Source organism: Flavitalea antarctica, from assembly GCF_054461535.1.
In genome coordinates, this window is record NZ_JBTLQG010000024.1 from 68,279 (window position 1) to 82,831 (window position 14,553).

The 14,553-nt window shown below is 43.9% G+C and carries 12 protein-coding genes; 9 read left to right on the forward strand and 3 right to left on the reverse strand.

Going from position 1 to position 14,553, the window contains the following annotated elements; all coding sequences use genetic code 11:
* Positions 1–36 precede the first annotated feature (36 nt).
* The 3 genes from ACX0G7_RS18900 to cobA all read right to left on the reverse strand — a co-directional run bounded on the left by ACX0G7_RS18900 (position 37) and on the right by cobA (position 2,023).
* Positions 37–333, reverse strand: coding sequence for a hypothetical protein (locus ACX0G7_RS18900; RefSeq protein ID WP_458925081.1), 297 nt, complete (start codon positions 331–333; stop codon positions 37–39).
* A gap of 227 nt (positions 334–560) precedes the next feature.
* Positions 561–1,223 (reverse strand): Crp/Fnr family transcriptional regulator, encoded by a 663-nt coding sequence (locus tag ACX0G7_RS18905; RefSeq protein ID WP_458925082.1) that lies wholly within the window; start codon positions 1,221–1,223, stop codon positions 561–563.
* The gene (cobA, locus tag ACX0G7_RS18910) at positions 1,220–2,023 is read right to left on the reverse strand and encodes a uroporphyrinogen-III C-methyltransferase (RefSeq protein ID WP_458925083.1); all 804 of its coding nucleotides are present in this window, start codon (positions 2,021–2,023) and stop codon (positions 1,220–1,222) included. The genes ACX0G7_RS18905 and cobA overlap by 4 nt, the downstream gene beginning before the upstream one ends.
* 198 nt (positions 2,024–2,221) lie before the next feature.
* Here cobA and nirB point away from each other — a divergent pair, with 198 nt between their 5' ends.
* The 9 genes from nirB (at position 2,222) to ACX0G7_RS18955 (ending at position 14,404) form a co-directional block, all read left to right on the forward strand.
* Positions 2,222–4,762 carry a nitrite reductase large subunit NirB gene (gene nirB / locus ACX0G7_RS18915; protein ID WP_458925084.1) on the forward strand — a complete coding sequence of 847 codons (2,541 nt, stop codon included), beginning with the start codon at positions 2,222–2,224 and terminating at the stop codon, positions 4,760–4,762.
* Entirely contained in the window at positions 4,752–5,237 is a 486-nt protein-coding gene (nirD, locus tag ACX0G7_RS18920) for a nitrite reductase small subunit NirD (protein WP_458925085.1), read from the forward strand. Before nirB ends, nirD begins: the two co-directional genes overlap by 11 nt.
* 34 nt (positions 5,238–5,271) lie before the next feature.
* Positions 5,272–6,621, forward strand: a complete 1,350-nt coding sequence (locus ACX0G7_RS18925; protein WP_458925086.1) for an alginate export family protein — start codon at positions 5,272–5,274, stop codon at positions 6,619–6,621.
* Positions 6,622–6,768: 147 nt separating this feature from the next.
* A complete protein-coding gene (locus ACX0G7_RS18930) occupies positions 6,769–7,407 on the forward strand; it encodes a vWA domain-containing protein (protein ID WP_458925087.1) in 639 nt (212 codons plus the stop codon).
* Positions 7,408–7,457: 50 nt separating this feature from the next.
* On the forward strand, positions 7,458–8,864 hold the full coding sequence (locus tag ACX0G7_RS18935; protein ID WP_458925088.1) for a PP2C family serine/threonine-protein phosphatase: 1,407 nt from the start codon (positions 7,458–7,460) through the stop codon (positions 8,862–8,864).
* 39 nt (positions 8,865–8,903) lie between these two features.
* Positions 8,904–10,454, forward strand: a complete 1,551-nt coding sequence (locus ACX0G7_RS18940; protein ID WP_458925089.1) for a protein kinase domain-containing protein — start codon at positions 8,904–8,906, stop codon at positions 10,452–10,454.
* Between the two features lie 29 nt (positions 10,455–10,483).
* Positions 10,484–11,488: a hypothetical protein gene (locus ACX0G7_RS18945; RefSeq protein WP_458925090.1), complete on the forward strand. Its 1,005-nt coding sequence runs from the start codon at positions 10,484–10,486 to the stop codon at positions 11,486–11,488.
* A 6-nt stretch (positions 11,489–11,494) separates the two neighbouring features.
* On the forward strand, positions 11,495–12,334 hold the full coding sequence (locus tag ACX0G7_RS18950) for a hypothetical protein (RefSeq protein ID WP_458925091.1): 840 nt from the start codon (positions 11,495–11,497) through the stop codon (positions 12,332–12,334).
* Positions 12,335–13,048: 714 nt separating this feature from the next.
* A complete protein-coding gene (locus ACX0G7_RS18955) occupies positions 13,049–14,404 on the forward strand; it encodes a vanadium-dependent haloperoxidase (protein ID WP_458925092.1) in 1,356 nt (451 codons plus the stop codon).
* Positions 14,405–14,553: the final 149 nt, after the last annotated feature.

Genomic DNA, 14,553 nt, shown 5'->3' on the forward strand with positions numbered 1-14,553 from the left:
TGGCTTCCGGATCGGGGTAACAAAAAGCGGTAGTGATTATAAAAAATTGGGTGGAGGTGTTTTGGGCTGTTCTAAAAAACTCAGATAGGGGGTTCGATTAAGGGCAGGCATCCTGCTTTCGCCTAAACCAACGAAAGTGCAAAGTTCCCAGGCTATAACCTGGAACTTATCTTCATTCTGGCTCTTCTCACCAGATTTGCCCTCTTTTTCTTTTTCCCCTTCATCGCAGGGAGAACAAAATTCTGATACTTCCGAAACGGGCATTTGCAAGCCGGTAGCTACCTGCTTCAAAGAAAGAGAAGCGAATAAAATAAATATTAAAAATCGCAGCATAAGCCCGGTTTATCTCAAGCAAAGTAACAAAACTATTATGCCAAAGTTCGCTCTTCTGGCTTAAAACAGCAAGTTTCTAAAAAATGGTCAGGCGAACGAAAAATCACACATTTTTGACAGCTTTTTAACTTGTCAAAAAGAGCCGACGGTTTGACAAGAAGACCATTGCGACCGGGAAATGCATTTGGCGGAAAGTTTCCGGACACAGGCACGGCGCCCTCCCGGAATTATTCTGAGATGATTGCTATGCTTTTACCTTCTGTTTTTATCAGGCCGGAATTTGTGAAGTCCGCCAGCAGTTTATACACAGTTTCATATGCGGCCCCTGTATAAGCAGCAATGTCCTGCCTGCTGATATCGAAGCTGATAAACCCTTGATCATTTTTACCGAATTTGCTCTCAATCGTTAACAAAGTTTTCATCACACGTTCCTTGACAGGCATGTGGGCGAGATCCCGCATCCTTTGCTCCGATAGCCGCAGTTCATCGGCAAAAAACATCATGAAATCAAACATGAAATTTGGATTCACCTTAAGTGTTGAGTAAAAAAAAGGCAAATCAAGAAAACAAATCGTTGCGTTCGTAAGGGTTGTCGCAGAAATCGGGTATACATGAGAGTGAGAGGAAAGTCCACGGTGCCCGATAATATCATTTGCTTTTGCAAACCGGATAATTAATTCCTTCTCTTCTATCCAGTGTTTATGCACCTTTACTACTCCATCTATCACAAAATAAACGCCCATCACCGGCTCATCTTCTTTGAATATCAATTCGCCTTTTCTGAACTGAACTATTTGTTTTTGCGCGTCAAGGGCGGGCCACCATTCAGGCATACACCTGGAATAAACAAATTCGGGCTGCCTGTCAAACGTTGCTTTTACTTTCTTCATTTATCAATTTGAACGAGCACCTGCCCGGTTTCCCGTGCCGTGTTATGCATTGATTTTTCTATTAAATTATGGTTGATCATTGCGGAATTAATATTTACAACCTCACCAAAAACGATAATTGCCGGATTTTGCAATCCCGCTGCGGCGGCTCTGAAGGCAATATCTTTAATAGTGCCTTTAACCATCTTCGCATCTTGTTTGGTTCCGTCCTGGATAATCGCTGCCGGTGTTTCCCCTTTCCCATATTCTATAAATATATCACAGATTGCTTCAAGTTTACTCATTGCCATCAGGATTACTATAGTTGCTGATGATTGGGCTGCCAATCTTATGTCTCCCGAGAGTTTGTTGTCGCGGTTTGTACCTGTAACCACCCAGAAACTTTCATTCACTCCCCGGCAGGTAAGCGGAATATTCTGCGAGGCCGGCACTGCAAGCGCACTGGAAATACCGGGCACAATCTCAACGGCTATGCCGACGCTCCGGGCCGCATCGATCTCTTCCTGGGCGCGGCCAAAAATGAAAGGATCCCCACCCTTCAGTCTTACCACATTTGGATAGAGTGCACAATGCTCAAGAATGAGGTAGTTAATTTCCTGTTGACTTAATGCGTGACATCCATATCGTTTACCTACAAACCTTGTGATTTTGGCATTTTTGCAGTAAGCCAGCAAATCCTCATTGGCCAACGCATCGTACAAAACAACATCTGCTTTCTCCAATACACGGATTGCCTTTAAAGTGATAAGCTCAGGATCGCCTGGTCCGGCGCCTACAAGGTATAGTTTTGACTCGATCATTATATAAAGATTAGATATATGTAATATTATTCTGGTAAAGTTTGGAAAATTATTCCAAATAACCTTAAATTTATCATGTAATAATTTGCCAAGGCGCTTACGAATTGCCCAACCTCCTCCAACCTTTGCTTGAAATATAATATTATGCAATTTTTGCATACATCGATTGCTTGCCATTTCACATACAAACACTCTATTATGAAAATAGTCGTCATTGGAAATGGCATGGTCGGTTACAAGTTCTGTGAGAAGATCGTAGCCCGTGCACCCGGTAGTTTTCAAATCATTGTTTTCGGCGAAGAATATCTCCCTGCTTACGATAGGGTCCACCTGAGTGAATATTTTGCGGGTAAGGATGCGGGTGATCTTTCAATGGCAGACAAGAACTGGTATGACGAAAATAACATTGACCTGCATCTTGGTGATCCTATCGTCAAAATTGACCGGGAAGTAAAAACGGTTACGAGCTTCCAGGGAGTTACCATTGCTTATGATCTGCTGGTGTTTGCCACCGGCTCGTCTGCGATGGTTCCACCAATTCACGGACTGGAGAAAAAAGGAGTGTTTGTTTACCGGACGCTCGAGGACCTTGACCTGATCAGGGACTATGCCAAAACTGCCAGGAAAGCGGCAGTACTGGGAGGAGGTTTGTTGGGGCTTGAAGCGGCGAAAGCCATGCTCGACCTCGGGATAAAGAAAACACACGTGATTGAATTTGCCCCAAGGTTAATGCCAAGACAACTGGATGATGCAGGTGCAGCCATACTACGCACAAAAATGAATGCGCTGGGTCTTAGTGTTCATACACTCAAACACACCTACCAGGTGCTGGGTGACGAAAATGTAACGGGACTGCAGTTCGCAGATGAAAGTGAACTCGGTATCGATATGCTGGTCATTTCCGCAGGGATCAAACCAAGGGATGAACTTGCTGTAGCATGTGGCCTGCCAACAGGACCGCGCGGTGGTATAGTTATCGATGATCATTTGCAAACAAGCGATGCCGCCGTTTTTGCAATCGGCGAATGTGCGCTTCATAAGGATATGATATATGGACTGGTTGCCCCCGGCTATGACATGGCGGAGATCCTTGTTGCCAACATCTGTAATAAATTCGGACCGAAACCTGCAACCCGTCTGAAGTCGTTCCAGGGCTTTGACATGAGTACCAAACTCAAATTAATTGGAATTGATGTTGCGAGTTTTGGAGATCCTTTTATTACGGGCGATAAGGTAAGGGTAGTGTTGTATGAAGACAAAGTGAATGGAATCTATAAGAGACTAAACATAACGGCAGACGGCAAATATTTACTTGGTGGAATATTGGTTGGGGAAGCTTCCCAATATAACATGTTATTACAGCATTGTAAAAACAGGATGTTATTACCAGAGGATCTTACCGGGCTTTTGTTTCCACAGGCAGACAATAAGAAACCGGCCGGAAGCGGCGTAGCAGGATTGCCAGATGATGCAGTGATCTGCAGCTGTGAAGGCGTTACAAAAAATGCGATTGCATGCGCAATAACGGACCAGGGATGTGAAAGCATCGACTCAATAAAAAAATGCACGAAAGCAGGAACCGGTTGCGGGGGTTGTGTACCCATGGTTAAGGACCTGATGGTGCATACGATGAAACAACAGGGTAAATATGTACGTAATATTCTTTGCGAGCATTTTGCCTATAGCCGGCAGGAACTATTTGATCTTGCTAAAATACATCAGCTGAAAACATTTGATGATATTCTTGCGAAACTCGGGAAGGGCGAAGGATGTGAGGTCTGCAAACCTGCTGTTGCATCAATAACCGCGAGTTTGTGGAACGAAATGATCTTAAAGAAAGGGGGCGATGCGTCGCAGGATAGCAACGACCGTTTTCTTGCAAACATCCAGAAAGGTGGAACTTATTCAGTGGTGCCGCGGATACCAGGCGGTGAGATCACCCCGGAAAAACTGATAGTCATCGGGCAGGTAGCTCAGAAATATAATCTTTATACAAAAATTACCGGGGGACAACGAATTGACTTATTTGGCGCACATGTGAGCGACCTGCCTTTAATCTGGTCAGAACTCATAGCTGCAGGTTTTGAAAGTGGACATGCATATGGTAAAGCGCTGCGAACCGTAAAGAGCTGTGTCGGTTCAACCTGGTGCCGTTTTGGGCTACACGACAGCGTTAGTTATGCCATCAGGATCGAAGAAAGATACCGTGGTTTGCGTGCGCCGCATAAAATCAAGTCCGGTGTTTCAGGTTGCATAAGAGAATGCGCAGAAGCAAAAAGCAAGGACTTTGGTATCATAGCCACTGAGAAAGGCTGGAACCTTTATGTATGTGGCAACGGCGGCAGCAATCCGCAACATGCTGTATTGCTTGCTTCAGATGTCGATAGCGAAACCTGTATTCGGTATATTGACCGCTTTCTTATGTTTTATATTTCCACTGCTGATACATTAACAAGAACGGCTCCATGGCTGAATAAAATGGAAGGCGGCATTGATTACCTCCGCAATGTAGTGGTGAATGACAGCCTTGGCATGGGTAAAAAATGGGAAGCTGAGATGCAACTGCTGGTTGATTCTTATGAATGCGAATGGAAAGCAGCCATTGAAAACCCTGAGATAAGAAAAAGATTCAACCACTTCGTGAATGCTCCCCAGGAAAAGGATCCTGCCGTGCAGTTCGTTGAATTCCGCCATCAGAAGAAACCTGCTGACTGGCAAAACAGCCCGGTTGATAAATAGCGTCCTGCATCTTTCACTTCTTCCGAACACCAATTCATTTCAATCCCGGTACCTACATACCAGGTACCGGTTCCAGGAACAAAACAATATATTGATGAATCACAACAGTGAAGCCTTATTATTAAATGAAGCCCGATGGTTTGCTGCATGCCGCGTTGAGGATGCGGTGCTGAATGCAGGTGTCTGTGTCAAATATAAAAATACACAGATCGCACTTTTCTATTTTCCCAGGCCCGACAAATGGTATGCCACGCAAAATGAATGTCCGCATAAGAAACAAATGGCGCTAAGCCGGGGAATGATCGGTACGCGCGGCGATGAACCAAAGGTTGCCTGCCCGTTTCACAAAAAAACCTTTTCACTGGTTACCGGTGAATGTTTAAGCGGTGATGAGTGTGCTATTCAGACTTATCCCGTCAAAATTGAAAATGGCCTCGTTTACATCGATGTCAGTGCCGCAGATGTTGTTGAATAATGAATCTCCGCCTTCCACTCAGAAAAAAACCAACATGAGAAATCAAACTGCTTTCATTTACTGTTTGCTGCTAACGCTATTGTCATCCTTTTATTCAGTAGCACAGTTCAGCGTGACTGGCCAGCTTCGGACGAGGGGTGAATACCGGAATGGCCAGGGGTCACCGATTCCTAAGGAGGCCGATCCTGCGGGATTTATTTCACAGCGCACCCGGCTGAATTTGGGATTTAATACCTATCGGTTAAAATTTGGGGTGGTGGTGCAGGATGTGAGGGTCTGGGGCCAGGATGTATCAACAATAAACCGGAGTACGACACAAAATAATAATGGGTTGATGTTGCACGAAGCCTGGGCACAGATCAGCCTTACCGATACCACCAACAAAAAAGAGCAACTGGAATTGAAGATCGGGCGCCAGGAACTTATCCTTGATGACCACCGGCTGGTTGGAAACCTTGACTGGCTGCAGCAAGCCAGGCATCATGATGCTGCTATTGTTAAATATACCCGGGGTAAATGGGAAGCCCAGGGCGGTGTTGCTTTCAATCAGAACAAAGAAAACAGCAGTGGCACCATCTACAATGCCACATCTCCCGGCAATTATCCCACCAATACAAATGGCGGCAGCATGTACAAGAGTTTTGAATATATGCATGTATCCCGCAAACTTCCTGCAGGCGCTGTTTCAGCCTTATTTTTCAGTGATCAGTTCAATAAATACACCCTCGATTCAGTTAAAAATAAAGTCTGGAGCAAAGGCAGCTGGTCGAGATTCACCACCGGCCTTTATTTTACAAATGTTTTCAATCGCATATCGCTTACCGGTGCCGCGTATTACCAGGGAGGAAAAACGTCCGATAACCAGGCTTTATCGGCCACCCTGTTATCCGCCAGCATGTTATATAAGTTTGATAAAAGATTTTCTGCCGGCCCGGGCGCTGACTTTACATCTGGTGGCAAATCAGGATCTACTTCGCATGCCTTTGATCCTTTATACGGTACTCCTCACAAATTCTGGGGACTGATGGATTATTACTATGCTGCCAATACTTTTGGCAACAAAGGGTTGCAGGACTACTATTTAAAATCTTCTTACCAGGCTAATCAAAAATTAAAACTCAACGCCGACATTCACCAATTCTTCAGTGCCAGTGCAGTGTACGACCAAAACAAAAAGTTGATGAAAAGAAATTTCGGTACAGAGCTCGACTTCGTTCTGAATTATGCACTTACCGGGATCATTCAGCTCGAGCTGGGCTATAGTCATTATTTTAGCACAAACAGTCTCACCACTGCAGAAGTAAAAAATGTAACCAATCCCAACCACAGTAATAACTGGGCCTATCTGATGATCAACATAAGACCCGGTATGATAATCAAATAACTGTTTGAACAGCAATCTCCCGTGAAATTCTAATGAATTTGTTGTTGGAAGAGCGAACTATATGCTAAACTATTGCAACGGTATGTGAATTGCATAGCTTTTCTGTATATTTATTTTTTCCAAAAACAATCAACAAACAAATTCATCATGAGAAGATTACCTGTTTACCTGCTATTAGACACGTCAGGTTCTATGACCGGCGAACCGATCGAAGCTGTTAAAAATGGAGTACAGGTAATGATCAGTTCCCTACGTCAGAACCCACAGGCTATTGAAACCGCTTATATCAGTATTATTACATTTGATAGTGAAGCGAGGCAGGTGGTTCCGCTTACAGACCTTGCATCTTTCCAAATGGTAGATATCAAAGCTTCGGGCACAACCTGCCTTGGTGAAGCATTGAAGAATGTTTCGAAGTCTATTGACTCGGAGGTTGTCAAAACCACCCCCGAGCAAAAAGGTGACTGGAAACCACTGGTCTTTATCATGACTGACGGTATACCAACAGATGACTGGCAAAGCGGATTGGAAGAATATAAAAAGCGCAAAGTTGCTTTTACAGTCGCCTGCGCCGCTGGTCCCGGAGCGGATGCTAATCTTCTCAAACAAATTACTGAAAATGTCGTGACCCTTGATACGGCAGATAGTCAAAGTATAGCTAAGTTCTTCACCTGGGTCAGTGCTTCTATCGGTGTTACCTCCACGAAGGTTGAAGATGCCGGCAAAGAGGTGACTGGGATCGGTGAACTTCCACCACCGCCCTCTGAACTGAATATCGTTGTCTGATCCGTTCTGTATTCCGGCTGAATCATATTGTTTTTTACAAAACCGATGGGATGAGTGATGCTACGCAGTTGGTAACTACACTGTTAAAAAATAATAATATCCAGGTCCCTGCAAACAGGAAGCAGTTGCTGGATCGATTTGTAGAGGATGAAAACAACCTCAGGTCAATTTCCACCATTATACAAAATCAGGATCAGCTCATGGCAAAGTGGAAAATGGAAAACAGGATAGCTGATATCAGGCAGCAGCCGGTTCGTATTCCTAATGGCACAGTAGGAAAACCATACGAAGCACGTTTTGACTTTGACTTGTTAAACTGGAAGGATATTTCAGAATTCGAATTTGAAGGCCTCGACAAACTGGGGCTGAGATACGATCCGACATTAAAATTAATAACCGGCGTTCCGCCCCTGAGTGGGGATCATAAAATCATATTCAAATTTAAGATCGCAGGCCAGCCTCCGGAGCAACCCTTTGGTGAGAAAGTAATTAACCTCATCATCAATCCTGATCCAAGGAGTTTATGGAAGACAATTGACAGCGATAAGACGGATCCGTGGTGGAAAGAAGATGATGTAACAGTATTTACGCGCCTCGGCCCACTGCACTTATTGGTCTCTTCAAAACGTGGGAGGTCACATGCAAATGTTGGTTCTTTCCGGGAAGATGATTTTGCTTTCGCTGAGCTTGAAAACGGCTGGAATATTGTTGTTGTTTCCGATGGTGCCGGAAGCGCGAAAGCATCACGCAAAGGTTCCGCCATCGCATGCAATACCATTGTGGATTTTTTCAGGGAACAGGACACAATCATAAACATGAAGGAATTAGATAACCTGATTCCGCAGTTTAAAAATAATTCCGGTGACGATGTAGCAGTTAAGATAAACCGGCTCGTTTACAACAATCTTGGCAAAGCAGTGTTCCAGGCGCATAAAAAATTAGAGGAATTTGCTGCTGCCAATAAGCTAGCACTGAAAGATCTTAGCGCCACGCTTGTATTTACCCTTGTAAAAAAATATACCGAAGGGTTTGCCTTTTTATCGTTTGGCGTTGGGGACTGTCCTATAGCCGTAATCAACAAAGACAAGACCGAAGTCATTTCGCTGAACTGGATAGACGTAGGTGAATTCGGTGGCGGAACGAGATTTATCACAATGCCCGAGATATTCAGAAGCGATAAGTTTGCCACCAGGTTTTCATTTAAGCTGCTTGACGATTTTTCTTACCTCATAATGATGTCAGACGGAATTTATGATCCCAAATTCGTTGTTGAAAATTCATTGGCTGATGTCAAAAAATGGCAGGAATTTTTAGCAGATCTCGGCGGCAAAAATGAAGACAAGGTTTCGGTAACGCTTGATAAAGACAATCCGGATATCGTTCAGGAGTTTTCCAGATGGATGGATTTCTGGAGCCCGGGTAATCATGATGACAGAACACTAGCCATTGTTTTCTAATTTTGTTGAACAGCAGGTCGATGTCACAAAATCTTTTATGTGAATTACGCAAATAACATCAGCAAATCTTCCGGTACAAACATCAGAACAGTACATTCTGTGATCAATCCTGGTAAGGAGTACCAGTATGTAGATAATGGTGAGCCCATGCGCGGTGGAATGAAAGATGTGTACTTTGGAAAAGACCGGACCTTTGTTGTAGCGTTTTACAGGGACAAGCAGGACTTCAATTCGAAGGAACGGCTGAAAAAAATTGTGACCCAGTATTATGACAGCTTCTTTAACCGCGAAGGTGGAGCCTATTATAAAGAGCTTTATTGCTGGCCATTTGATATGGTTGAAGTCGATAACAAAGTCGGCCTCATCGTGCCTACCTATAATAAAAACTTTTTTTTCAAAAAGGGCTATGCCGCCAGTGATGGAATAAAAGGAAAAGAGAAGCAGGGGTTGTGGTTTGCTTCCGCGAAATTCAGGCATAAACAGTTTCCGTTAAGTCTCGATGAAACGGAACTTGGCAACTGGCTGAGTTATTTTCAAATTAATGTCAGGATCGCGAGAGGTGTTAAACGCTTACATTCTGCGGGCCTGGCACACTCGGATCTTTCCTATAAAAATGTATTGGTTGATCCCGTCAGCCGTTCAGCAACAATTATTGATATCGATGGACTTGTTGTGCCGGGATTATATCCTCCTGATGTGATTGGCACCGCTGATTTTATTGCACCTGAAGTACTGGCAACAAAACACCTGGATATCCGTGATCCCAATCGAAAACATGCTAATCGTACTACTGATCTTCATGCTCTTGCCGTTATGATATATATGTACCTGTTGTACAGGCATCCGCTGAAGGGAGGAAAGGTCCACTCACTGGATGCAGAACAGGATGATCTTTTGTCGATGGGGGAAAAAGCAGTTTTCATTGAACACCCGACAGATAAGTCTAACCGGCCAAAGGCTGACCAGGTTTCTAAATGGGCGCTTCCATGGGCTGATGTAAATAAACTTCCTTACACTATTACGGGCCCATATCTGAGCGCGCTTTTCAACCAGGCTTTTGTTACCGGCCTGCATAATCCAAACTTACGTCCTAACGCCGATACCTGGGAACATGCATTGCTGAAGACGACTGACCTGATGCAACCCTGCAGTAATAAAAAATGCGAGCAGGAATGGTTTGTTTTTGACAACACTGCAGCACCCAAATGCCCTTTTTGCGGAACGCCGGTAAAAGGTACCTTGCCGGTACTTGATCTTTACTACCAATTCAAACCAAATGTGTGGAAGCCGGAAAATCACCGGTTGATGGTCTACCATAACCAGTACCTTTTCCAATGGCATGTCAACCGGAACATAACAAGAAATGAAAAACTCACCGCCAGTCAAAAAATACCGGTGGGCTATTTTACTTTCCACCAGGACAGGTGGGTATTTGTTAATCAGCAACTTTCCACATTGAAGGATCTGACTGAAAACAAAGACATACCTGTTGGAACAATGGTTGATATAACCGACGGAAAGAAATTATTATTGTCAGGCGAGGAAGGAGGCAGAGTGGTCATTGTGACCATGGCCAATAAAATTGCATAATTAGCTAACACAATAAAAAACATAAAATCATGAAACTGAAACCTGCAGGCATACTTGTGGTCCTTGTAATAATAGCTGTTCTGGCTTATCTGGCCTTCAGGCCCAAGACCGCCGGCCCGGGTGTTCCTGAAAGCAATGAGTATTCGACCACTCAACCAGAACGTGACAAAACCACCGCACCAGCCGACACTACCAAAGCCACACCCGCTGAGGCCAAATCAACCGAAAGAGAATTTAATTACATCCCTGAAAAGCCGGTAAACGGCACTTTAAAAGGTGTTGTTGAAGTGGGGGCAACAGGCTTTAATTCCTTTGTGATAAACATGGATGATCAAAAACGCTGGGAGATTGTCTCCAAAGATTTCGGTGAGTCGCTGACCTATGAGGGACTTGCAACTACGGAGGATATCCGTTCAGGTTTGCGAAAATACCTGTCGAAGATGTTTGATAAAGGCGTAGCCAAGAACAATATGCATTTTGTAATCTCTTCGGGGGCACAGAAAGAACCCAAAACAAAAATCATCAGTGATGAGTTGAAAAAAACAGGTTATGTGGTAAACAATGTTACACCTGAGCAGGAAGCCATCTTTGCATTCAGGGCAACTGTACCACCACCATTTGCGGATAACTCCTTCCTGGTGGACATCGGCTCAGGAAATACAAAAGTTTCATGGGAAGAAAGCGGCAGGTTGAAACCCCTTGAACTATCGGGCTCAAAATATTTTGAAAAAGGGATCACGGATGAAACAGTATACAACGACGTTAAAAGCAAGGCTGGTCGTATACCGGAGAATAAACGAAATGTTGGATTTATCATCGGTGGCGTACCCTTCATGATGGCGAAACAACATCGCAAGGGCGAAGAAAGATATACTGTGCTCAAATCTCCCGAAAGTTATAAACCGACCGATAAAAGAATGGCATCCGGACTGAACATTTACAAAGGCATCGTTGATGCCACAAAAACAGATACGTTTGTATTTGACTGGGATGCCAATTTTACCATCGGGTTTTTGCTGACTCTGAATAAATAACCAGTTATGAGTTTCCTTAAGCAGTTATTAACTCCGTTCATTGATTTTGATGAGGAGGAGAAGAAGAAAGCGGTTGCTGCTAACACAGGTTCCAATACTAACCCGGCTGCCGGTAAGCCCGGTCAACCTGCGCAGGTACCTGGCCAGGCCACTGGAAACCCTACACAGCCAACGCAACAGACGCCGGTAAGCCCTGCCGGTGGCCCTAATCCGGTGAATCCCGGCACTCCGGCGAACCAGCCATTGCCTGACAATACAGTGCATCCGCTCGTGACAGGATCCACTGGTCCTACCCAGGCTCTTAAGCAGGTACCTGTTTATTCGCAGGACGGAACGATCACCGGCCCTATGCCTGAACATGAAGAATATTTTGAAAGACTGATAGCGGAAGCAAATGCCAAAAACCCACTGTTTCAGGGCACGGATTACAAAGAATTTATAGATAGCAAAATTGACATTGATGACATTGCCGACGAGGCGATCAAATACCGGACTGCTTTTAATATTCTTAAAAGCAGTGGTTTAACCAAGGAAAAGTTATTAAGTACCGGCCAGGAATATCTCAATGTGATCGGCCGCGATCTGAATGCCTTCCAGGGTGCGCATTCTTTACAATATCAAAAGGAAGTAAGACAGAAGGAACAGCTGATTGATAAGAAAGTGCAGGAACTGCAGGCACTTACCATCAAACTCAACGAACTGAAAAAAGAGATCAACCAGGCAACATCCGAAATCAATCTCATCAAAGAAAAATTAAATACTACGAAAAATTCTTTTCTGTTAGCCGGTGAAAAAAAACAAAACGAAATCCAGACTGAACTGGAAAAAATCGCGCATTATTTTTAAGCAGAACAACATAAAAAAAAATCCCCGATAAGAATAAAGGGGATTAAACCAAAACTAACTGCTTATGAGAAAACTTAATCTTGAAGATTCCGGGTTACTCCTCCGGTACTTTTGAATCTTATAATATCTTAATTATTGAATTTATTGATTTTTATCAGTAACGGTCCTCATTTATCTCCGGTTCCTTCATCCGTTGTTGATGATGTAAAATAACAATAAAGGTTTCTTACAAACAAGGACTAATGGATAGTTTGCACAAAACAATGGGGGAACTGGCGGATTTACTATATGGATTGCAATCCGCCGTCACGTCTTTTGTTCTTTTTTTGCGTTAAGCTCTTCTCTGATTTCCACTTCGGGCAACTCGTTGTTATCACATTAATGTTACGAACGACAGTTAGTTGCTACACCCCATTCAACACATCATTGTCCGAGACTACTCACAGACATTTTGACATCACGCTAATTTATTATCAGGTTAGACTGAATAACAAATCAATTCCGTAATTCCGACATTAATCAGAGAAACGACAGATCGATATTACCTCATCGATATAACAAATCATCGATCGGTAATTTAAGCATCAGACATCCACAGACACATATTGGACCGATTAGTCAATTTTCTGGCCCGCAAGGCAAAGGCAAAAATCATTCATGCTGTTAATTTTGCTCCCCGTAAAACAACCTTATCCAGTCATTTAAACACTTATCATGAAAAAGATTTTCCTAACCGGATCATTAGTGATCTGCGTATGTCTTGTGTTTCTTTCGTGCAAAAAAAATGATCCATTCCCACGACCCGTCCAAGAACACAAGTCGGATGTAGCCATAGAATGGATGAAACTTCAAATGAGGCTTACCATGAGTACGCCTGGTTTTAATTCTGTAGTTTCCGGCCGGTCATTCGCTTACGCTGGCTTGACGCTATATGAATCACTGATACCCGGCATCCCGGATGCCACTTCCCTTTCCAGTCAGTTAAATGGCGGCATTGCTTTAAAAGCATTATTGCCACAAGCCAACAGACATTCCTTTTATCCACCGGCTTCTGTAAACAGTGCCATGGCAACGATTACAAGATCCTTGTTTGCAAACACGTCGCCCGCCAACGTGAATACAATTGATTCCCTCGAGGCGGTTTACAAAGCGAGGTTTCGTGCAGGTGCAGGAAACAAAAGCATTGAGGAATCAGAACTATTCGGAAAAAAGCTGGCAGCTGCTATTTTCGATTGGTCCAAAACGGACGGCGGTCATGAAGCTTATCTTCATGTTACTTCACCTTCATATATTCCGCCAACCGGGCCTGGTATGTGGATCCCAACGCCTCCGGCACTTAGCGCGCCTATTCATCCGGGCTGGGGATCAAACCGTGCTTTTACTCCAGGTGTACCCGGGTTGGCTGTTGCACCAGCCCCGATGCAATATTCAGAACATCCTGATTCCGAATATTACAAACAGGCGCTTGCTTTATATAACCTGTCTTTAGGTCTGAGTCGTGAAGACACCATTATAACAAGGTTCTGGGGAGATTTGCCGGTGAACTACAATGTGCCCGCACATGCAACCGGCATACTCAATCAACTGATCGTTCTGAAGAAGTTTAATCTTAACGAAGCGGGACTTGCTTATGTGAAGCATGGATTTGCTCTTAATGATGCGCTTGTTACAGTGCTCAAAGCAAAATATACGTACAATACGATGAGGCCCATTTCTTATATCAGGACAGTGTTAAATCATCCCCAGTGGAACTCTGTAATTGGAACTCCGGCTCATCCTGAATATCCTGCAGCACATGCGCTTGTCTCTGCAGCTTCGGCCAGGGTAATGGAAAACCTGTTTGGCAAAAATCTCAGGTTTACTGATCATACCTATGACCATATGTATGGATCCCGCACATTTAATTCCTTCGAAGAATATTCGAAAGAAGCCGGGTATTCAAGGGTCTTAGCAGGTATACATTATCCATCCTCTGTTAATGCAGGTCAGGGTCTCGGTAAAAAAGTCGGGGATGCAGTGATCAGTCTCAATTTTAACAATCGTTCAAACCATAGTAAATACGTTGACTAATGTAATGAGGAAGTAACGTCGGAGAACGCCTGCAACAATTCAGAGTCATTGTAACACGCAGCCTTTTTGGTAGCGTGCAATTTCAAAAAGCCCGGTCATCACATTCGCAATGACCGGGCTTTTATTTTCCAGCCAGGCTTTCCCTGTTA

What these genes read in the sequence shown, in the direction of transcription:
- ACX0G7_RS18905 (WP_458925082.1), bottom strand. Translation starts at nt 1,223, where the DNA reads ATGAAGAAAGTAAAAGCAACGTTTGACAGGCAGCCCGAATTTGTTTAT.
- ACX0G7_RS18950 (WP_458925091.1), top strand. Translation starts at nt 11,495, where the DNA reads ATGAGTTTCCTTAAGCAGTTATTAACTCCGTTCATTGATTTTGATGAG.
- ACX0G7_RS18945 (WP_458925090.1), top strand. Translation starts at nt 10,484, where the DNA reads ATGAAACTGAAACCTGCAGGCATACTTGTGGTCCTTGTAATAATAGCT.
- ACX0G7_RS18955 (WP_458925092.1), top strand. Translation starts at nt 13,049, where the DNA reads ATGAAAAAGATTTTCCTAACCGGATCATTAGTGATCTGCGTATGTCTT.
- cobA (WP_458925083.1), bottom strand. Translation starts at nt 2,023, where the DNA reads ATGATCGAGTCAAAACTATACCTTGTAGGCGCCGGACCAGGCGATCCT.
- ACX0G7_RS18925 (WP_458925086.1), top strand. Translation starts at nt 5,272, where the DNA reads ATGAGAAATCAAACTGCTTTCATTTACTGTTTGCTGCTAACGCTATTG.
- nirB (WP_458925084.1), top strand. Translation starts at nt 2,222, where the DNA reads ATGAAAATAGTCGTCATTGGAAATGGCATGGTCGGTTACAAGTTCTGT.
- ACX0G7_RS18935 (WP_458925088.1), top strand. Translation starts at nt 7,458, where the DNA reads ATGAGTGATGCTACGCAGTTGGTAACTACACTGTTAAAAAATAATAAT.
- ACX0G7_RS18930 (WP_458925087.1), top strand. Translation starts at nt 6,769, where the DNA reads ATGAGAAGATTACCTGTTTACCTGCTATTAGACACGTCAGGTTCTATG.
- ACX0G7_RS18900 (WP_458925081.1), bottom strand. Translation starts at nt 333, where the DNA reads ATGCTGCGATTTTTAATATTTATTTTATTCGCTTCTCTTTCTTTGAAG.